General features: G+C 56.4%; 18 protein-coding genes. 13 read left to right on the top strand and 5 right to left on the bottom strand.

Going from position 1 to position 18,046, the window contains the following annotated elements:
- Positions 1-163 precede the first annotated feature (163 nt).
- The 4 genes from hslO to ACOTZC_RS19580 all read right to left on the bottom strand — a co-directional run bounded on the left by hslO (position 164) and on the right by ACOTZC_RS19580 (position 4,350).
- Entirely contained in the window at positions 164-1,048 is an 885-nt protein-coding gene (gene hslO, locus ACOTZC_RS19595; protein ID WP_161495995.1) for an Hsp33 family molecular chaperone HslO, read from the bottom strand.
- A gap of 17 nt (positions 1,049-1,065) precedes the next feature.
- Complete coding sequence (gene hslR, locus ACOTZC_RS19590; RefSeq protein ID WP_023309491.1) at positions 1,066-1,467, bottom strand: ribosome-associated heat shock protein Hsp15; 402 nt, start codon at positions 1,465-1,467, stop codon at positions 1,066-1,068.
- Positions 1,464-2,147: a GMP/IMP nucleotidase gene (yrfG, locus tag ACOTZC_RS19585; RefSeq protein WP_421635960.1), complete on the bottom strand. Its 684-nt coding sequence runs from the start codon at positions 2,145-2,147 to the stop codon at positions 1,464-1,466. The genes hslR and yrfG overlap by 4 nt, the downstream gene beginning before the upstream one ends.
- A 67-nt stretch (positions 2,148-2,214) precedes the next feature.
- The gene (locus ACOTZC_RS19580) at positions 2,215-4,350 is read right to left on the bottom strand and encodes an intracellular growth attenuator family protein (RefSeq protein WP_047173946.1); all 2,136 of its coding nucleotides are present in this window, start codon (positions 4,348-4,350) and stop codon (positions 2,215-2,217) included.
- 324 nt (positions 4,351-4,674) lie between these two features.
- Between ACOTZC_RS19580 and nudE the strand changes: the two genes are divergently transcribed.
- Positions 4,675-5,235: an ADP compounds hydrolase NudE gene (nudE, locus tag ACOTZC_RS19575; RefSeq protein WP_008503041.1), complete on the top strand. Its 561-nt coding sequence runs from the start codon at positions 4,675-4,677 to the stop codon at positions 5,233-5,235.
- 88 nt (positions 5,236-5,323) lie between these two features.
- Here nudE and mrcA read toward each other — a convergent pair whose 3' ends face one another.
- Positions 5,324-7,876 (bottom strand): peptidoglycan glycosyltransferase/peptidoglycan DD-transpeptidase MrcA, encoded by a 2,553-nt coding sequence (mrcA, locus tag ACOTZC_RS19570; RefSeq protein ID WP_047173945.1) that lies wholly within the window; start codon positions 7,874-7,876, stop codon positions 5,324-5,326.
- A 120-nt stretch (positions 7,877-7,996) separates the two neighbouring features.
- Here mrcA and ACOTZC_RS19565 point away from each other — a divergent pair, with 120 nt between their 5' ends.
- The 12 genes from ACOTZC_RS19565 to trpS all read left to right on the top strand — a co-directional run bounded on the left by ACOTZC_RS19565 (position 7,997) and on the right by trpS (position 17,962).
- Positions 7,997-8,773 (top strand): hypothetical protein, encoded by a 777-nt coding sequence (locus tag ACOTZC_RS19565; RefSeq protein ID WP_047173944.1) that lies wholly within the window; start codon positions 7,997-7,999, stop codon positions 8,771-8,773.
- Complete coding sequence (locus ACOTZC_RS19560) at positions 8,770-9,264, top strand: PilN domain-containing protein (protein WP_047173943.1); 495 nt, start codon at positions 8,770-8,772, stop codon at positions 9,262-9,264. The genes ACOTZC_RS19565 and ACOTZC_RS19560 overlap by 4 nt, the downstream gene beginning before the upstream one ends.
- A gap of 3 nt (positions 9,265-9,267) precedes the next feature.
- Positions 9,268-9,723, top strand: coding sequence for a hypothetical protein (locus tag ACOTZC_RS19555; protein WP_047173942.1), 456 nt, complete (start codon positions 9,268-9,270; stop codon positions 9,721-9,723).
- Positions 9,713-10,117, top strand: coding sequence for a HofP DNA utilization family protein (locus ACOTZC_RS19550; RefSeq protein ID WP_047173941.1), 405 nt, complete (start codon positions 9,713-9,715; stop codon positions 10,115-10,117). Before ACOTZC_RS19555 ends, ACOTZC_RS19550 begins: the two co-directional genes overlap by 11 nt.
- The gene (gene hofQ, locus ACOTZC_RS19545) at positions 10,044-11,267 is read left to right on the top strand and encodes a DNA uptake porin HofQ (RefSeq protein WP_233426952.1); all 1,224 of its coding nucleotides are present in this window, start codon (positions 10,044-10,046) and stop codon (positions 11,265-11,267) included. Before ACOTZC_RS19550 ends, hofQ begins: the two co-directional genes overlap by 74 nt.
- A gap of 286 nt (positions 11,268-11,553) precedes the next feature.
- Positions 11,554-12,075, top strand: a complete 522-nt coding sequence (aroK, locus tag ACOTZC_RS19540) for a shikimate kinase AroK (protein WP_003861630.1) — start codon at positions 11,554-11,556, stop codon at positions 12,073-12,075.
- A 57-nt stretch (positions 12,076-12,132) separates the two neighbouring features.
- Entirely contained in the window at positions 12,133-13,221 is a 1,089-nt protein-coding gene (gene aroB / locus ACOTZC_RS19535) for a 3-dehydroquinate synthase (RefSeq protein ID WP_023309482.1), read from the top strand.
- A 92-nt stretch (positions 13,222-13,313) separates the two neighbouring features.
- Positions 13,314-14,612 carry a cell division protein DamX gene (gene damX / locus ACOTZC_RS19530; RefSeq protein ID WP_421635959.1) on the top strand — a complete coding sequence of 433 codons (1,299 nt, stop codon included), beginning with the start codon at positions 13,314-13,316 and terminating at the stop codon, positions 14,610-14,612.
- A gap of 67 nt (positions 14,613-14,679) precedes the next feature.
- Positions 14,680-15,492 carry an adenine-specific DNA-methyltransferase gene (dam, locus tag ACOTZC_RS19525; RefSeq protein WP_023309480.1) on the top strand — a complete coding sequence of 271 codons (813 nt, stop codon included), beginning with the start codon at positions 14,680-14,682 and terminating at the stop codon, positions 15,490-15,492.
- 41 nt (positions 15,493-15,533) lie between these two features.
- The gene (gene rpe, locus ACOTZC_RS19520; protein ID WP_421635958.1) at positions 15,534-16,211 is read left to right on the top strand and encodes a ribulose-phosphate 3-epimerase; all 678 of its coding nucleotides are present in this window, start codon (positions 15,534-15,536) and stop codon (positions 16,209-16,211) included.
- On the top strand, positions 16,204-16,965 hold the full coding sequence (gene gph / locus ACOTZC_RS19515; RefSeq protein ID WP_033146807.1) for a phosphoglycolate phosphatase: 762 nt from the start codon (positions 16,204-16,206) through the stop codon (positions 16,963-16,965). Before rpe ends, gph begins: the two co-directional genes overlap by 8 nt.
- On the top strand, positions 16,958-17,962 hold the full coding sequence (gene trpS, locus ACOTZC_RS19510; protein ID WP_023309477.1) for a tryptophan--tRNA ligase: 1,005 nt from the start codon (positions 16,958-16,960) through the stop codon (positions 17,960-17,962). The genes gph and trpS overlap by 8 nt, the downstream gene beginning before the upstream one ends.
- Positions 17,963-18,046 lie beyond the last annotated feature (84 nt).

Here is an 18,046-nt window from a genome sequence, read left to right as displayed (position 1 = left end):
AAAGAGTGGTGATTTTATCGGAAAGAATGTGAATGTAATCGCATACACGTAAGAAAATTACGTAAGAGTTACATAAGGAAAACGATTCAGCTTAAGCGGGGGTTTTTGCCCCTCACACCAGCCTCTCCCAAAGGGGAGAGGGTTAGGGTGAGGGGAAAGGGGTTTAGTGAACCTGCGGATCCGCCGGGGAGGCGTTATTGCGGATCTCAGCGATATCCATCGAATTGAACACGTAGTGCGTACCGCAGTAGTCACAGTGCATATCAATTTCGCCGTCTTCCGCCATGATGCTGTCGATCTCTTCATCCGGCAGGGTTTTCAGCGCGCCAGCGCAGCGCTCGCGGGAGCAGGTGCACTTAAATTCCACGGACTGCGGATCGTAAACCGTCACTTCTTCTTCGTGGTACAGACGCCACAGCACGTCGGTCGCCGACAGGTTGAACAGCTCTTCCGCTTTGATGGTTTCGGTCAGCGTCGCCAGGTGCTCAAAGTCATTGGTCTGTGCGTCCTGCGCAGGCAGAACCTGCAGCAGCATACCGCCGGCAGCAGGCTGACCGTCCACTTCACCGGTGCGGATGAAGAGACGCGTCGGCAGCTGTTCAGAACGCATGAAGTAATCTTCCAGGCAAGCTGCCAGGGTATCGCCTTCCAGGCCCACCACGCCCTGATAGCGCTCGCCTTCCTCAGGGGAGATGGTGATCACCAGGTAGCCATTACCCACCAGCGTTTTGAGGTCTGCATTTTCAGGCACGTCGCCCTGAACGCGCGCCACGCCGCGCATCTGCTGCTGGTTATTGCCGTTGATTACCGCCAGCGTCATCGGGCCGTCACCCTGCAGCTGCACGGTGATATCACCGGCAAACTTCAGCGTCGCCGTCAGCAGGCTGGTGGCAACCAGCAGTTCGCCCAACAGGGTCTTCACCGGCAGCGGGTAGTTGTGGTTTTCCAGAATCTGTTTCCAGGTTTCGGATACGGTGACCAGCTCGCCGCGCACGGCGAATTGTTCAAACAGATAGCGGTGTAATTGGTCGTGTTGGGCCATTTTCATCTCTCGTGCGGGTGAGGTTAATCAGTCTCACCGTGTTTAAATTTCATCAGGTCGCGGCGCTCTTTTTTATCCGGTCGCCGGTCCGGGTGGGGCATCGTCAGCGCGTTCATTTTGCGCGCCAGCGCGGTCTTCTCGCGCTTTTCAATGCTCTCCGCCGTCTCTTCATAAAGCAGTACGGCTTCCGCTGCAGGTCGACGCTGTTCGGTAACGGCTTTAATCACCACAGTACGTTCATCGTTGCCCTGACGCAGCGTTAAGGTGGCATTCAGCTCAACCAGCTTGCTCGGTTTGCTGCGCTGGCCGTTGTAATGCACTTTTCCGCCGTCAACCATCTCGCGGGCAAGGGCGCGTGTTTTATAAAAACGCGCTGCCCACAGCCATTTATCCAGTCTTACCCCGTCAGAGGGTTTTTCTTTCATGGCGTCTCCTTCACGGTCAGTGAGGGGATCATCTGGCGATAGTCGTTTAGTCCAGGGTGGCGCAGATAGCTTTTTTCAGCCAGGCCAGAGTCAGGATTGGTCACGCCCAGACAGTAGCGAATGCCAAATCTTGCCGCGGAATCCAGAATGGGCTCGCTGTCATCAATGAACAGCGTACGTTCTGGCTGCAAACCCGTCTCTTCCCTCACCGCATGCCACAACCGCTGATCCTCTTTCGGATAACCAAATGTGTGGGTGGAAAGTAATAAATCAAGGTGCGATGCCAGGCCCGTATGCTCCAGCTTCACCGCCAGATTATGTGGATGCGCGTTGGTCAGCAAAATACGGCGCTTGCCGCTTGCTTTCAGCGCATCCAGAAAGGGCACGGTGTCCTCGCGCAGAACGGCGCGCGGGCCCTGGGCGGCGGTCATGGCACAAATATCCAAACCGAGGCGCTCGCTCCAGTAGTCAAGACAGTACCAGTTTAGCGTATGTTGCACCGCGCTATATTGCGAACGAATGAATGCCTGCGCTTCCGCCGGGGAGATCCCCTGCTGCTCGCCATAGGTTTCAGGCACCAGCGTTTGCCAGAAATAGTTATCAAAGGCGAGATCGAGCAGCGTGCCGTCCATATCCAGCAGAACGGTATCTACCTCCTGCCAGGCGATATCAAGATGCATAAGGGGGAACTCCAGCCAGAAGAAACGTGCGCGACAGGGTAGCACATCTTGCCGCGCAACGACGTTATCAGATCAGGCTCTCAGACGAGGGGATCAGCTTAGGATTGAGGCAGTTTTCATAATACTGCTGGATGTCGGCAAGCCGGGTGCGCGAGCGCTGGTAGCGGCGCAGGGCCATAAAGCCGTTCCAGAAAATGGCGATCAGCATCGCGGTCATTAGCAGAGAGGTGCCGATGTAACGCCACAAGCCTGCGCTATCCGGCATCCGGTGCAGGCCGATATGGCGAGTGCCGTTGGCGTCGGTATAAATACTCGTGACAATCCCTTCGGCGCTGAACGGCGTTTGCATCAGCATCTGCGCCAGGCGCTGGAACTGGCTCCACTGCTCCTGAGCCGGGTAGTCATAAAGCGCAACCTGCGGGTAGGGCTGATCGACCAGGTCGCTGCCTTCATCGCTTGCTATCACAAAGCCGCCCGGCGCCGGGCTGTTCAGCGCCTGAGCCGCGCGGGTGGTCTCGCGCATCATGAACGGCGACGTCGAGGTGGCAACCAGGTTATCCAGCGATTCAGCGCTCACCGGACGCAGCAGGACATTAACGCCATCCAGTCGTCCCGCTTCGGCGCGTTTCACCAGCGAGTCCCAGTCTTTGCTGTTCCCCAGGTTTACCAGGGCGTTTTTAAGGCGTATGCACTCATCCTGAGAGGAGCATAAATCCTGCGTTTTCAGGACGATGTCACCAAAATCATCCAGCAGAACCATGCCTGATTTCTGAATGGCCGAGCGCAGCGCGGGGCTGACGCGCGAATCATCGTCCGGTTTCGGGTGCAGCTGGCGGTTAACCGTCTGGGTGAGAGCCGTGGCCTTGTTCACCACTTCGGATTCCGGCAGCGGCAGCGGCGGCGCGTCGTTCCAGATAATTTGCGAACAGTCGAACGGCATGAACGGCGAGTTCTGACGCGTGTTCCACGCCCCCGGCGTGTGAATATTACACATCCCGGTCCCCTTCAGGCGCAGCGTGTCCCCCACGCGTACACCGGCTTCATCCAGTTTATTGACGCTGCTCGCTTCAATGGTTTGCGCCCCTTTGATCCACGACAGGGTGAATTTAATGGGCATATCCAGCGGCACGAAAAGCAGCAGCATGGCTAAGACCAGCGCGGCGCCGCCAGCAATGACCGTACTGCGTAGCCAGTGCTGAAGCGGGAAATTTTTCACTTCATCATGCAGGGATAAGAAGCGCCCCTGGCGCACAACGTGGCGGTCAAGGTAGATATCAATGTCGGTTTTCTGCCCTAAGTCCTGCGCGATCCACGGCTGCCAGTGGCGCGGGTAGATCAGGTCGATAATACCGAGCGAAATATTGTTGAGATGCTCCTGATCGTTTTCACCGAACAGGCCCCAGCGCTTTGGCGTCCCGCGCAGGCAGTGGATCTCGCGCAACGAGGTTTTGGCCGGGGGGGCAAAGAGACCCCAAAGCCCGCCGGCCAGCAGCAGCACCGCACCGCCAGCCAGCCAGGGGACAAACACATCCGGCGTGAGCAGGCAGATAAAAAAGAGCAGGAAGGCAGCAACGATCAGAATGGCTTCACGGATGCCGTCCGGGCGGCTCAGGGCGTACTCTTCATGCGTCTCCTGGCGAATGTTCAGCAGTTCGATCTGCTCTGTCTCTTCGCCACGAATGGACGCCTGTGTTGAACTCGCGCGTTCCAGCGCAAAACGCGGGGCTTCCTGAAGGTATTCATTCAGCGTATGGCCGTTAAGCGTGATAACCAGAGGCAATGAATCGGTGTGAATCAGCTCAACGCTGTTTTCGTCATTAATGTACTGCTCCCAGGACGGGGGCAGATGCACTTCGACGGAATCAAGGTAATAACGCCATTTGTTGGGGTCATCAGTGGTGATGCCATAGCGCGTGATGGAGCGCGTCACGCAGAGCACGGTATCACTTTGCGCATTAAGCTTTAGCGCGACGGGCGCAGCAGTGGCTCCCGTTGGGCCAGGCGTTAACTGGGTACGGTTCAGGATTTCGAGATAGTTTTCAACCGCATCGCGCTCGTCCTGCGTGAGTTTACGCGTGCTCGCACCCGCAAATGCATTTAAAAAGGGCAGACGATAACGGCGCTGTACGCGGCGCCTGTACAACCATCCTGCAACAAACGCGCCGGCCAGCATAGCAGCGAGAACAATCAAAATGGTGCTCATGCTTTCCCCATCTTACTTATCTTCTTACAGGTGTAGTCAGTAGCACCTTTACATTGAATGAGAGTCTGTGGCTGGCTATCGGCAAGTATGGAGTCGAACTTGAGCATTCTGAAGCGCATCCCAGTGACCGGTGATGATAGCAAAGCCTGTTATGGCGCGATATCAGCAAATTCCTGGAAACATTTCAACCTCTTGACATTTGTTTTGAATTGAGGATTGATCCCAGTTACGTTGCATAAATGTAAATAAAGAGCGATTGACATTGCCGAAACCGTGCGGCATATCGCACAATAACGCCAGTTCTCACTGCTAAGACCCATCAAGATGAGCAAACCACTACAAAAACCCACCATTCTGAATGTAGAAACTGTCGCCAAATCGCGCCTGTTTAATGTCGAAAGTGTGGACCTGGAGTTCAGCAACGGTGTGCGTCGCGTTTATGAACGTATGCGCCCCTCTTCGCGCGAAGCGGTGATGATTGTTCCCATTGTCGACGATCATCTGATTTTGATCCGCGAATACGCTGTGGGAACGGAATCTTACGAGCTTGGGTTCTCGAAAGGGCTTATCGACCCGGGTGAAACCGTCTTTGAAGCGGCAAACCGCGAGCTTAAAGAAGAGGTGGGCTTTGGTGCGAATGAGCTTTCATTCCTGAAAAAGCTGAGCATGGCGCCGTCCTATTTTTCCAGCAAAATGAATATCGTGGTGGCTGAAGACCTCTATCCTGAATCGCTGGAAGGGGATGAGCCGGAGCCGCTGCCGCAGGTTCGCTGGCCGCTAGCGCACCTGATGGATCTTCTGGAAGACCCTGACTTTAATGAGGCTCGCAACGTGAGCGCGCTGTTCCTGGTACGGGAATGGTTGAAGGGGCAGGGGCGACTGTAGTGGCCTGATGCCCTCACCCCAACCCTCTCCCACGGGAGAGGGAGCAAACACAAAAACGGCAACCAGAGGTTGCCGTTTTGCTTTGTTGTCAGAACAGCTCGTGCGTCTCGCCGTTATCAATAATCTCTGTCCCCACCTCGTGCACCGCCTGCGTGGTTGGCTGCGTGCCCTCGATGAAATACTCTTCGCGACTATTACCGCCGTTGGCGAGCTGACCCGTGCTGCGGTCGATATTAACCGTCACCACGCCTGGCGGTGGCGTTAACGGCTGCTCCGGCACGCCTTCAAGAACGGACTTCATGTAGGCGTCCCAGGCCGGCTGCGCGCTCTTCGCACCGCCTTCGTAGCCGGAGATCTGATCCTTAATCGCGCCGGAGGCCGTTGTACGACCTAAGTCACGGCGGTGATCGTCGAAACCGATCCAAACCGATGTCACCACGCCCGGGCCGTAGCCGGAGAACCACGCGTCTTTCGAGCTGTTGGTTGTCCCCGTTTTACCGCCGATATCATGGCGCTGCAAATCACGCCCTGCGCGCCAGCCTGTGCCCTGCCAGCCCGGTTCACCGAAGATGTTGGTGTTCAGCGCGCTTTTGATCAGGAAGGACAGCGGCGTGTTGATCACATGCGGGGCATACTCCGGCGCGCCGGTCTGTGCCACCAGAGACTGGTTAGCCTGCTCGAGCTGCGGCTGCGGCACGACGCCGTTCTGCTGCTCCTGAGACACGGCAGGGTCTTCCATGTCCTTGTTTTCAAGCACGTCGGATTTCGGCGTATTGCCATAAATGACCGGAATATCGCAGTCAGGGCAGGCAATCTTCGGCTTCGCTTCGAACAGCACGCCGCCCTGATCGTTTTCAATCTTGCTGATGAAGTACGGATCAATCAGGAAGCCGCCGTTGGCCATCACCGAGTACCCGCGTGCGACCTGAAGCGGCGTAAACGAGGCGGAGCCTAACGCCAGCGACTCGGTGCGAACGATGTTCTGCGCCGGGAAACCGAAGCGCTGCAGATACTCTGCGGCATAGTCGACGCCCATCGCGCGCATGGCGCGCACCATCACCACGTTTTTCGACTGTCCCAGGCCCTGACGGAGACGAATTGGGCCGGCATACTCCGCAGGGGAGTTCTTCGGCTGCCAGTCGGAACCGGCACCGGCATCCCAGCGGGAGATTGGCACGTCGTTAAGGATGCTGGCGAGGGTCAAGCCTTTATCCATCGCTGCCGTGTAGAGGAACGGTTTGATATTGGAACCGACCTGACGCAGCGCCTGGGTGGCGCGGTTAAATTTGCTCTGGTTGAAATCAAACCCGCCGACCAGGGCCAGGATGGCACCGTTCTGTGGATTGATAGAGACCAGGGCCGAGTTGACGTCCGGCACCTGTGCCAGCCACCAGGATTCGCCTACCTTCCGCACCCAGATTTGCTGTCCGGTCTGCACGGCATCGGTCACTTTACGCGGCGTTGCGCCCTGCAGGGTATCCGAGCGGTAAGGACGCGCCCAGCGGATACCGTCCATACGCAGCGAGACGGAAGTACCGTCCGCGAGCGTCGCAACGGCTTCCTGAGGATCGGCCTGCGTCACCACGGCAGGAAGGAGGGGACCATAGGTTGGCAGCGCCTTCAGCGTACTGGTGATTTTTTTACTGCCCCACGCGCTTTCGCCCACTTTCCAGAGCACGTTTGACGGGCCGCGATAGCCGTGACGCATATCGTAGTCCATCACGTTGTTCCGCACCGCTTCCTGAGCCGCCTGCTGGACCTTACGGGTGACGGTGGTGTACACGCGATAGCCATCTTCATAGGCCTTGTCACCATAGCGATTCACCATCTCCTGACGAACCATTTCGGTCAGGTAAGGGGATGCGAAGGCGATTTCAGGGGCGTGGTAGTTAGCGTCAATCACATCGTTACGCGCCTGGTCGTACTCGCTCTGGCTGATGTAGCCTTCGCTCAGCATGCGTGACAGAACGACGTTACGGCGCGCGGTGGCGCGATCGAGCGAGTAGAGCGGGTTAAACGTGGACGGCGCTTTCGGCAGACCAGCAATGGTTGCCATTTCGCTTAAGGTGAGTTGCTCAACGGGCTTACCGAAGTACACCTGTGCGGCAGCCCCCACGCCATAGGCTCGGTAACCCAGGTAGATTTTGTTGAGGTACAGCTCAAGGATTTCGTCTTTGCTCAGCAGCTGCTCAATACGGATCGCGAGGAACACCTCTTTGATCTTACGTATCAGCGTCTTTTCAGGGCTGAGGAAGAAGTTACGCGCCAGCTGCTGCGTGATGGTACTTGCCCCCTGAGAGGCGTGACCAGAGAACAACGCAATGCTCGCGGCACGGAAAATCCCCACCGGATCGACACCGTGGTGCTCGTAAAAACGGCTGTCCTCCGTGGCGATAAAGGCTTTTACCATCACGGGTGGAATTTGGTTTAAGGTCAGCGGAATACGACGCTTCTCGCCATACTGCGCCATCAGCTCGCCATCGGCGCTATAGACTTGCATCGGGATCTGGAGGCGCACATCGCGAAGCGTGGCGACATCAGGTAGCTGTGGCTCAATATATTTGTACAAACCGTAAATCGAGCCTGCTCCCAGCAGAATGCAACAGACTGCAAGGATGAATAAATACTTTACGAACTTCACCGGAGATTTCCCATTTGGTTTCACTTGGGCAGTTTCTAAACAATCGCGCGGTAGTATAAAGGCAAGCCTGATTCATTGATATAGCCGTCAACCCGACGGGCGATAAGGAGATCGTGAAGCATGGCTTTCAAAATATGGCAAACGGGCGTTCATATTCAACAGGATAGGGTGCTGATCGTCGCCCTGGCCCGGGAGAAGTTGGGCTGGTGCATGCGCCGCTGGTGGGCGATTCCTCTGGACGAGGGCATCATTCGTGACGGCAAAATTTGTCAGCCAGAACAGCTGGTTGATGCGTTACGCGACTGGCGCAAAACGCTGCCGCACTACCATCGGGCATTCCTTTCTTTCCCGGCAGCACGCACTCTGCAACGGGCGCTCCCCCGCCCGACCGTTGCGCTGCGCGACAGCGAGCAGCTCTCATGGCTTGGTGCGGCGCTCGCGCGCGAACTGGAGATGTCTGCTGATACGCTCTGTTTCGATTACGCGCAGGATACCTTCAGCAATACCTTTCACGTGACCGCCGCGCAAAACAACGAGATCGACACCCTACTGGCGCTGGCGAAAACGCTGCGTTTGCGGCTGGTGGCCGTTACGCCGGATGCCAGCGCGCTGGCGAATCTTCTTCCCGCGGTGGCGCCAGCGACGTGCGTCGCCTGGCGGGACGATCGGCAGTGGCTGTGGGCGATGCGCCACCAGTGGGGACGCCGCATTACCACAGAAGCCGAAAACGTGTCTGAGCTTTCAGCGCTGCTGGGGCTTGGTTCGGATGACATCGCGCTGTTTGATAGCCGACGTGATCCGTGGGAAATCCTGGAACGCTGCCATGCCCCGCTACCGGACTGCGGCGCTGATTATACCGTTGCGCTGGCGTTGGCCATGAGCGAGGTGCCCGGATGAGCATCATGAACTTTCTGCCCTGGCGACAGCAGAGACGCGCGCGATGCCTGCACTTCTGGGGCGGAATGTGTGTCGGCACCGTGCTGTTAATGTTCGCGATCATTTTCTGCCTGCGGATAAACCCTCTTATGAGGCTGCACGCGCTGCAAACGGAGCTGACGGGAACGCAGACCGTGCAGCACGCGCTTGCCTCCCGGCAGAAACTCGCCTCACAGGCGCAGAAGCCAGCGCAGACCCTTCAACGACGCGCATGGCAACCGGTGCTGGAGTCCCTTTCCCGCGCCACTCCTTCACAGGTCTGGCTGACAGAGCTTCGCTATCAGCCTCCTGCTCTGACGCTGAGCGGGTATGCCATAACCCTGCCAGCCCTGTCTGCTCTGCGCGATGCGCTGGGCCAAATAGCGGGTTTTACGCCCGGAACGGCGGGTGAGCTTCGGCAGGACAGCCAGGGGCGGTGGATGTTCACCCTCCATCTTAAAAGCGAGGGGTAATGCATGGATACCCTGTTAGAACGCTGGTGCGAAAGCCGTCCCTGGTCTCGGGTGCTTTTTTGGTGTCTGGGGAGTCTCCTGGCAGGACTGGCCGCGTGGGGCACCTTGCTCAGACCGCTAGACAGACAGTGTGCTGAACGACAGCGACAGATGATTCAGGACGCAAGGACGAACGCGGCGTTATGGCCTGCCGTCAGAAAGGTGCCGTTTCGTCCGGAAACAACGGACACACTGGCGCTGACGGCGTTTTCCCCGCTCGATTTTCAGGGCGATAACGCGACGCTGGTTCACTGGAAGCCGCTGCAGAACGGAGGGGAACTGATGCTGGAGGTGAAGTGGCAGGCTCTCCCGGCGCTTTTTTCCCGGCTGGCGCAGCGGGATGTGCAGATCGCCGCTTTCGCGATTGCACCACAAGGTACAGCGTTGCGCCTGCGGCTGGAGCTGGAACATGCGAAATAGCGCGCGATATTTGCTGGTTTGCTCAGCGCTGCTATTGACCGGCATGCGCGATCCGTTTCGCCCGCCGGACGATCCCTGCGCCATAGGCGAGCTGGCGCAGTGGCGCTACTGCGGCATGGTGGGAGGACAGCAGGCTATCGGCATTTTACAGGATGGGCAAAAGCGCTGGTACCGCCTGAAAATGCATGAGCGCTTCCCGGCAGGCTGGACGATAACAGCCATCAATGAAACGGAACTGGTTGTTGATGTGGGTGACACATGTGAACCAGGAACATGGACGTGGCAACGAGAAGGAACGAATAAGAATGAATTTACGGATAATGCTGTGGCTGCTGGCGTTCAGCCATCCGCTGTGGGCCGCCGCGCCAAAACCGGTCACGCTGGTGGTGGATGACGTGCCTGTAGTCCAGGTGCTGCAGAGCCTGGTTGCACAGGAGAACCGAAATCTGGTGATATCGCCTGACGTCGGCGGCACGCTTTCGCTCAACCTGACGCGCGTCCCCTGGCGTCAAGCGTTACAGACGGTTGCCACCAGCGCTGGCCTTGTTTTGCGAGAGGAGGACGGCATTTTTTATGTGCATACCGCGGCCTGGCAGCGTGAGCAGCAGGAACGTTCAGAACAGGAGCGAACGCGTCGACAGCTTGATGCGCCGCTGGTGTCTCACAGCATCGCTTTGTCCTATGCCGATGCCGGAGAGCTGCAAAAAGACGCGGAAAAGCTCCTGAGCCCAAAGGGAAGTTTGTCTCTCGACAAACGCACCAACCGGCTGCTGATTCGGGATAACCAGACGGTGGTGGAGACGCTGCAGCGCTGGGCCGCTCAGATGGATATTCCCGTCGAACAGGTCGAGCTGGCGGCGCATATTGTGACCATTAATGAAAAAAGCCTGCGTGAGCTGGGGGTGAAGTGGAATCTCGCCGACGCCGCCGACGCGGGCAAGGTTGGCCAGCTCACCACGCTTGGCAGCGATCTATCCGTCGCCAGCGCCACCAGCCACGTGGGTTTTAACATCGGACGGATCAATGGTCGGCTGCTGGATCTGGAGCTCTCTGCGCTGGAGCAAAAACAGCAGGTCGATATCATCGCCAGCCCGCGGCTGCTGGCCTCGCATATGCAGCCGGCCAGCATCAAGCAGGGGAGTGAAATCCCGTATCAGGTCTCAAGCGGTGAAAGCGGGGCAACCTCCGTTGAGTTTAAAGAGGCGGTATTAGGAATGGAGGTCACACCGGTGGTCTTACCGGGTGGGCGCGTGCGCCTGAAATTGCACATCAGCGAAAATATGCCGGGACAGGTTCTGCAGCAGGCTGACGGCGAAACGCTGGCGATCGACAAACAGGAGATAGAAACCCAGGTGGAGGTAAAAAGTGGAGAAACGCTGGCGTTGGGCGGAATTTTTTCGCAGAAGAACAAAACCGGCAGCGACAGCGTGCCTGGGCTGGGGAAAATCCCCTGGCTTGGACAGCTTTTTCGCCACGATGGTAAGGATAATGAACGGCGCGAGCTAGTGGTGTTTATTACACCACGTCTGGTCGGTATTCGCTGACGGGTAACGATCCCCGCAATGATTTTGCATTCAGTTTGTTGCAGATGTTTGACGTGGGGCATGAATTAGCATACAAGGAGTACCGATTTGAGTTGGACTTACGTCTTATTACCTTATGCGCCCGACGCGGTGATTTAATCAGTTGCCAAACAAGCCGGAGTATTGAGATAATTTTTAGTCTGACTCTCGCTCTATTGCATATGAGGTTTCAGTTCATGTCCTGCTACGCCGGGTGTCTGCGAAGCGGGGATTACCATTAACGAATAGTCTTAGTAGTACCGATAAAATGGCAGAGAAACGCAATATCTTTCTGGTTGGGCCTATGGGTGCCGGCAAAAGCACTATTGGGCGTCAGTTAGCTCAACAACTCAATATGGAATTTTACGATTCTGATCAAGAGATTGAGAAACGAACCGGAGCTGATGTGGGCTGGGTTTTCGATGTAGAAGGCGAAGAAGGTTTCCGTGACCGAGAAGAAAAAGTGATCAACGAACTCACGGAAAAACAGGGCATCGTTCTGGCAACAGGCGGCGGTTCTGTGAAATCTCGCGAAACCCGTAACCGTCTCTCCGCCCGTGGCGTAGTGGTCTATCTTGAGACGACCATCGAGAAACAGCTGGCACGTACGCAGCGCGATAAAAAGCGCCCGCTGCTGCAGGTTGAAACGCCACCACGCGAAGTTCTGGAAGCGTTGGCCGATGAACGCAATCCGCTGTATGAAGAGATTGCCGACGTGACCATTCGTACTGACGACCAGAGCGCTAAAGTGGTTGCAAACCAGATTATTCATATGCTGGAAAGCAACTGATTCTGGCTTTATATACACTCGCCTGCGGGTAAAAGCATTAAAGGTGGATGTCGCGTCATGGAGAGGATTACAGTTACTCTCGGGGAACGTAGTTACCCTATCACCATCGCGGCTGGTTTGTTTAACGACCCAGCTTCCTTTTTACCACTGAAAGCGGGTGATCAGGCGATGCTGGTCACCAATGAGACGCTGGCTCCGCTTTATCTCGACCGCGTACGCCATCTGCTTGAGCAGGCGGGCGTAAAAGTCGACAGTGTGATTCTCCCCGATGGCGAGCAGTATAAAAGCCTGACGGTACTGGATACCGTCTTTACCGCATTGCTGCAAAAACCGCACGGTCGCGATACAACACTGCTTGCCCTGGGCGGCGGTGTTGTGGGCGATCTGACCGGCTTTGCGGCCGCAAGCTATCAACGTGGCGTCCGTTTTATTCAAATCCCGACCACGTTGCTGTCCCAGGTCGACTCCTCTGTGGGTGGCAAAACGGCAGTCAACCATCCGCTCGGCAAAAACATGATTGGCGCGTTCTACCAGCCCGCATCGGTGGTGGTCGATCTCGACTGTCTGAAAACGCTGCCGAAGCGCGAGCTGGCTTCGGGTCTGGCTGAAGTGATCAAATACGGCATTATTCTTGATGGCGAGTTCTTTAGCTGGCTTGAAGAGAATATGGATGCGCTGCTGTGCCTGGATGAGGCTAAACTGGCATACTGCATTCGTCGTTGTTGTGAACTGAAAGCAGAAGTTGTTGCAGCAGACGAGCGTGAAACGGGCTTACGTGCTTTACTGAATCTTGGGCATACGTTTGGCCACGCCATTGAAGCCGAGATGGGTTACGGCAACTGGCTGCACGGTGAAGCCGTCGCGGCCGGTATGGTCATGGCAGCCCGCACCTCTGAACGTCTGGGGCAGTTTAAACCTGAAGAGACGGCGCGCATCATTGCGCTGCTTGAACGTGCAGGTTTGCCGGTAACCGGGCCGCAGGAGATGTCGGCGCAAGCGTATTTACCCCACATGATGCGCGATAAAAAAGTATTGGCAGGTGAGATGCGTCTTGTACTCCCGCTTGCAATAGGGAAGAGTGAAGTGCGCGGCGGAGTGCCGCACGATGTCGTTCTTGGCGCTATCGCTGATTGTCAGCAGGCGTAACAACTAGAAAGGTCAGGCCACTGTCGCAGGTGGTCGTTTAGCTTCAGGTGAAATGCAAAGTCGTTAGCATAAGCCTTTGAGTGGGGTGTTAAATGGATGAATTCAAACCAGAAGACGAGCTGAAACCCGATCCCAGCGATCGTCGTACTGGTCGTTCTCGTCAATCTTCAGAACGTGATAACGAGCCGCAGATCAACTTTGACGATGTTGATCTGGATGCAGACGATCGTCGCCCTTCGCGCAGCCGCAACGCGCACGAAGAGCGAGCAGAAGAGGATTATGAGTCCGAAGAAGATTCAATGGACGAACAGCCTGTAGAGCGTCGCCCGCGTAAACGTAAAAAAGCCGCTGCGCCGAAACCGGCTTCCCGCCAGTACATTATGATGGGTCTTGGCGTTCTGGTGCTAGTGCTGCTGATTGTCGGCATTGGCTCCGCGCTTAAAGCACCGTCAACGAACTCAACCGAGCAAACTGCTTCCGCTGAGAAGAGCATCAACCTGTCCGGTAACGATGCGACTAATCAGGCGAATGGCGCACAGCCTGCGCCGGGTGCGACTTCCGCAGAGCAGACCGCAGGTAACACCACAGCGCCGCAGGATGTTTCTCTACCGCCCGTTTCTTCAACCCCTGCTCAGGGTCAGGCACCTGCTACGCCTGAAGGCCAGCAGCGCGTAGAAGTTCAGGGAGATCTGAACAATGCGCTGACGCAGCCGCAGAACCAGCAGCAGGTTGATAACGTCGTGGTTAACTCTACGCTGCCAACTGAGCCGGCAACCGTTGCCCCGATTCGCGGTGGTAACGCTCAGCCACAAACGGCTGCGACGGAAACCAAACCGCGCCAGATGCAAGCTGCGACGCGTCCTGAACGTAAGCAGGCGGTGATTGAGCCTAAGCGTGAAACCAAACCTCAGGCAGTCGTGAAAGCGCCTGAAGTGAAAGCTGCACCGGCACAGCCGAAACACACCGAAACGGCTGCGGTGAGCGAGCCTGCTAAAGCGCCAGTCACGCAGACCGCGCCGAAAGCAACGGCGACCACAGCTGCACCTGCAGCAACAGCTCCGGCAGCCACGGCAGCAGCCTCCAGCGCCGCAGCAGGCAAAACGGCAGGTAACGTTGGCTCGCTGAAGTCTGCGCCATCCAGCAACTACACGCTGCAGCTGAGCAGTTCGTCTAACTATGACAACCTCAACGGTTGGGCGAAGAAATCAAATCTGAAAAACTACGTTGTTTATCAGACGACCCGCAACGGTCAGCCGTGGTATGTGCTGGTCAGCGGCGTTTATTCGTCCAAAGATGAAGCGAAACGTGCCGTAGCGGCACTGCCAGCTGATGTTCAGGCGAAAAACCCGTGGGCGAAGCCGATTCATCAGGTTCAGGCCGATCTGAAGTAATGTTTAAAGCGCAGGATGCTGTCGGAGCTTTCTCCACAGCCGGAGAAGGTGTAATCAGTTAGTCAGCATGAAAAAAAATCGCGCTTTTCTGAAATGGGCAGGGGGGAAATACCCCCTGCTCGATGATATTAAAAAGCACCTGCCAAAAGGCGAGTGTCTAATCGAGCCTTTCGTAGGTGCGGGATCGGTGTTCCTCAACACCGATTTTTCTCGTTATATCCTTGCGGATATCAACAACGACCTTATCAGCCTCTATAACATTGTTAAGCTGCGTACCGAAGAGTATGTCGCAGAGGCGCGCAAACTGTTTACGCCGGAGAATAATCACCCGGACGTTTACTACCAGTTCCGCACTGAGTTTAATCAGAGTCAGGATCCGTTCCGTCGGGCGCTGCTGTTCCTCTATCTCAACCGACATGGTTACAACGGCCTGTGCCGCTATAACCTGCGCGGGGAATTTAACGTGCCGTTTGGTCGCTATAAGCGTCCGTATTTCCCGCAGGACGAGCTGTACCACTTTGCCGAAAAAGCGCAGAACGCAGAGTTTCATTGCCTCTCATATGAAGAGTGTATGGAACTGGCAGGCGTAAACTCGGTGGTTTACTGTGACCCGCCTTACGCACCACTGTCTGCAACGGCGAATTTCACCGCTTATCACACCAACAGCTTCAGCCCGGCCGAGCAGGCTCGTCTGGCGGAGATGGCGGAAAAGCTGGTCAGCAAAAGAATTCCGGTGTTAATTTCGAATCACGACACGCCTGATACGCGCGAATGGTACAAAGCCGCAAAGCATTTTCAGGTCAAAGTGCGGCGTAGCATTAGCAGCAACGGCGGCACACGTAAAAAGGTGGACGAACTTCTGGCTCTTTATCGCCCCTGAGCCGTTTTGCCCGCCGGTAAACACATTTCAAGGAGAAGCGGATGAAACAGTTTTTGATTGCTCCCTCAATTCTGTCGGCCGATTTTGCCCGCCTGGGTGAAGACACCGCCAAAGCTCTCGCGGCTGGCGCAGATGTGGTCCATTTCGACGTGATGGACAACCACTACGTCCCTAACCTGACCATTGGCCCAATGGTGCTCAAGGCGCTGCGTAACTACGGCATTATCGCCCCGATCGACGTCCACCTGATGGTGAAGCCTGTCGATCGCATCGTGCCTGATTTCGCCGCAGCGGGTGCCAGCATCATCACTTTCCATCCGGAAGCCTCTGAACACGTGGACCGCACGCTGCAGCTGATCAAAGAGAACGGCTGCAAGGCGGGCCTGGTGTTTAATCCGGCCACGCCGCTGAGCTATCTCGACTATGTCATGGACAAGCTGGATGTGATTCTGCTGATGTCCGTTAACCCGGGCTTTGGCGGTCAGTCGTTTATCCCCCACACGCTGGATAAGCTGCGTGAGGTGCGCCGTCGTATTGACGAGTCAGGCTACGATATTCGTCTGGAAGTGGACGGCGGTGTGAAAGTGAATAACATTGGTGAAATTGCGGCAGCCGGTGCGGATATGTTTGTTGCCGGTTCAGCCATTTTCGACCAACCGGATTACAAAAAAGTCATTGATGAAATGCGCCGCGAGCTGGCGAAGGTAAGTCATGGATAAATTGCAGGCAATTCGGGGTATCGCATTTGACCTCGACGGCACGCTGGTCGACAGCGCGCCGGGCTTAACGAGCGCCGTAGACCAGGCGCTGTACGCCCTTGAACTCCCCGTTGCGGGGGAAGAGCGCGTGGTAACGTGGATTGGCAACGGTGCCGATGTTCTGATGGAGCGCGCGTTGACGTGGGCGCGTCAGGAGCGCGCGTCGCAGCGTTCCGCGCAGGGTAAACCGAGCGTTGACCACGCTGACATCCCTAAGGATGAGCAGCTGCGGATTCTGCGCAAACTGTTCGATCGTTTCTACGAAGAGACCGTCGAGGAGGGCAGCTTCCTGTTCCCGGACGTTCAGGAAACGCTGAGCGCGCTGCACGCGAAGGGCATTCCGCTGGGGCTGGTGACCAACAAACCGACGCCGTTTGTTGCGCCTCTGCTGGAAGCGCTGGATATCGCTAAGTATTTCTCCGTGATTGTGGGCGGTGACGACGTGCAGAACAAAAAGCCGCATCCGGAACCGCTGTTGCTGGTGGCAGGAAAATTATCCTTAACCCCTGCGGAGCTGCTCTTTGTTGGGGATTCGCGCAATGATATTCTGGCTGCCCGAGCGGCAGGGTGTCCTTCCGTCGGATTAACCTATGGCTACAACTACGGTGAAGCCATCACGCTAAGTGAGCCGGATGTGGTCTTCGACCACTTCAAAGATTTGTTGCCCGCCCTCGGGCTTTCGCACAGTGAACATCAGGAATTGAATAATGACTAAGCCCATCGTTTTTAGTGGCGCACAGCCTTCAGGTGAATTGACCATTGGTAACTACATGGGTGCGTTACGTCAGTGGGTCAGCATGCAGGATGAGTACCATTGCATTTACTGCATCGTCGATCTCCACGCGATTACCGCGCGTCAGGATCCTGAGAAGCTGCGTAAAGCCACCCTGGATACGCTGGCGCTGTACCTGGCCTGCGGCATCGATCCTGAGAAGAGCACCATTTTCGTTCAGTCTCACGTGCCGGAGCACGCGCAGCTGGGCTGGGCGCTGAACTGCTACACCTATTTCGGCGAGCTGAGCCGCATGACGCAGTTCAAGGATAAATCCGCACGCTACTCTGAAAACATCAATGCCGGTCTGTTCGACTATCCGGTGCTGATGGCGGCAGACATCCTGCTGTATCAAACCAACCAGGTGCCGGTGGGTGAAGACCAGAAGCAGCATCTGGAGCTGAGCCGCGATATCGCCCAGCGCTTTAACGCGATTTACGGCGATGTGTTCAAAGTGCCAGAGCCGTTTATTCCGAAGTCCGGCGCGCGCGTGATGTCGCTGCTGGAGCCGACCAAGAAGATGTCCAAGTCTGACGATAACCGCAACAACGTTATCGGCCTGCTGGAAGATCCGAAATCCGTCGTCAAAAAGCTCAAGCGCGCGGTCACCGACTCTGACGAGCCGCCTGTGGTGCGCTACGACGTGCAGAACAAAGCGGGCGTTTCCAACCTGCTGGATATCCTCTCCGGCGTGACTGGCCAGAGCATTCCTGAACTGGAAAAACACTTCGAAGGCAAGATGTACGGCCACCTGAAAGGTGAAGTGGCAGACGCCGTTTCCGGTATGCTGACCGAGCTGCAGGAGCGTTATCACCGCTACCGTAACGACGAAGCTTTCCTGCAGAAGGTGATGAAAGACGGCGCGGAAAAAGCCAGCGCGCGTGCGTCCGAAACCCTGAAAGCGGTGTACGAAGCGATTGGGTTTGTGGGTAAACCGTAGGTAAAAGCAAAACGGTAACCACGTTACCGTTTTTAGGGTTTGTTCCCTCTGCCTGTGGGAGAGGGTCAGGGTGAAGGCATCAGA

Origin of the sequence: Enterobacter cloacae complex sp. SHL009, assembly GCF_049237205.1 — a bacterium.
GTDB lineage: Bacteria > Pseudomonadota > Gammaproteobacteria > Enterobacterales > Enterobacteriaceae > Enterobacter > Enterobacter cloacae_M.
The sequence above is the reverse complement of the archived record's forward strand: the minus strand, read 5'-3'. Positions and strand labels throughout refer to the sequence as shown.

Coding starts and splice junctions, on each gene's coding strand:
- nudE (WP_008503041.1), top strand. CDS start 4,675: ATGAGCAAACCACTACAAAAACCCACCATTCTGAATGTAGAAACTGTC.
- hofQ (WP_233426952.1), top strand. CDS start 10,044: ATGCTGTGGCTGCTGGCGTTCAGCCATCCGCTGTGGGCCGCCGCGCCA.
- hslR (WP_023309491.1), bottom strand. CDS start 1,467: ATGAAAGAAAAACCCTCTGACGGGGTAAGACTGGATAAATGGCTGTGG.
- ACOTZC_RS19565 (WP_047173944.1), top strand. CDS start 7,997: ATGGCTTTCAAAATATGGCAAACGGGCGTTCATATTCAACAGGATAGG.
- damX (WP_421635959.1), top strand. CDS start 13,314: ATGGATGAATTCAAACCAGAAGACGAGCTGAAACCCGATCCCAGCGAT.
- hslO (WP_161495995.1), bottom strand. CDS start 1,048: ATGAAAATGGCCCAACACGACCAATTACACCGCTATCTGTTTGAACAA.
- aroK (WP_003861630.1), top strand. CDS start 11,554: ATGGCAGAGAAACGCAATATCTTTCTGGTTGGGCCTATGGGTGCCGGC.
- trpS (WP_023309477.1), top strand. CDS start 16,958: ATGACTAAGCCCATCGTTTTTAGTGGCGCACAGCCTTCAGGTGAATTG.
- ACOTZC_RS19560 (WP_047173943.1), top strand. CDS start 8,770: ATGAGCATCATGAACTTTCTGCCCTGGCGACAGCAGAGACGCGCGCGA.
- ACOTZC_RS19580 (WP_047173946.1), bottom strand. CDS start 4,350: ATGAGCACCATTTTGATTGTTCTCGCTGCTATGCTGGCCGGCGCGTTT.
- rpe (WP_421635958.1), top strand. CDS start 15,534: ATGAAACAGTTTTTGATTGCTCCCTCAATTCTGTCGGCCGATTTTGCC.
- ACOTZC_RS19555 (WP_047173942.1), top strand. CDS start 9,268: ATGGATACCCTGTTAGAACGCTGGTGCGAAAGCCGTCCCTGGTCTCGG.
- gph (WP_033146807.1), top strand. CDS start 16,204: ATGGATAAATTGCAGGCAATTCGGGGTATCGCATTTGACCTCGACGGC.
- dam (WP_023309480.1), top strand. CDS start 14,680: ATGAAAAAAAATCGCGCTTTTCTGAAATGGGCAGGGGGGAAATACCCC.
- yrfG (WP_421635960.1), bottom strand. CDS start 2,147: ATGCATCTTGATATCGCCTGGCAGGAGGTAGATACCGTTCTGCTGGAT.
- aroB (WP_023309482.1), top strand. CDS start 12,133: ATGGAGAGGATTACAGTTACTCTCGGGGAACGTAGTTACCCTATCACC.
- ACOTZC_RS19550 (WP_047173941.1), top strand. CDS start 9,713: ATGCGAAATAGCGCGCGATATTTGCTGGTTTGCTCAGCGCTGCTATTG.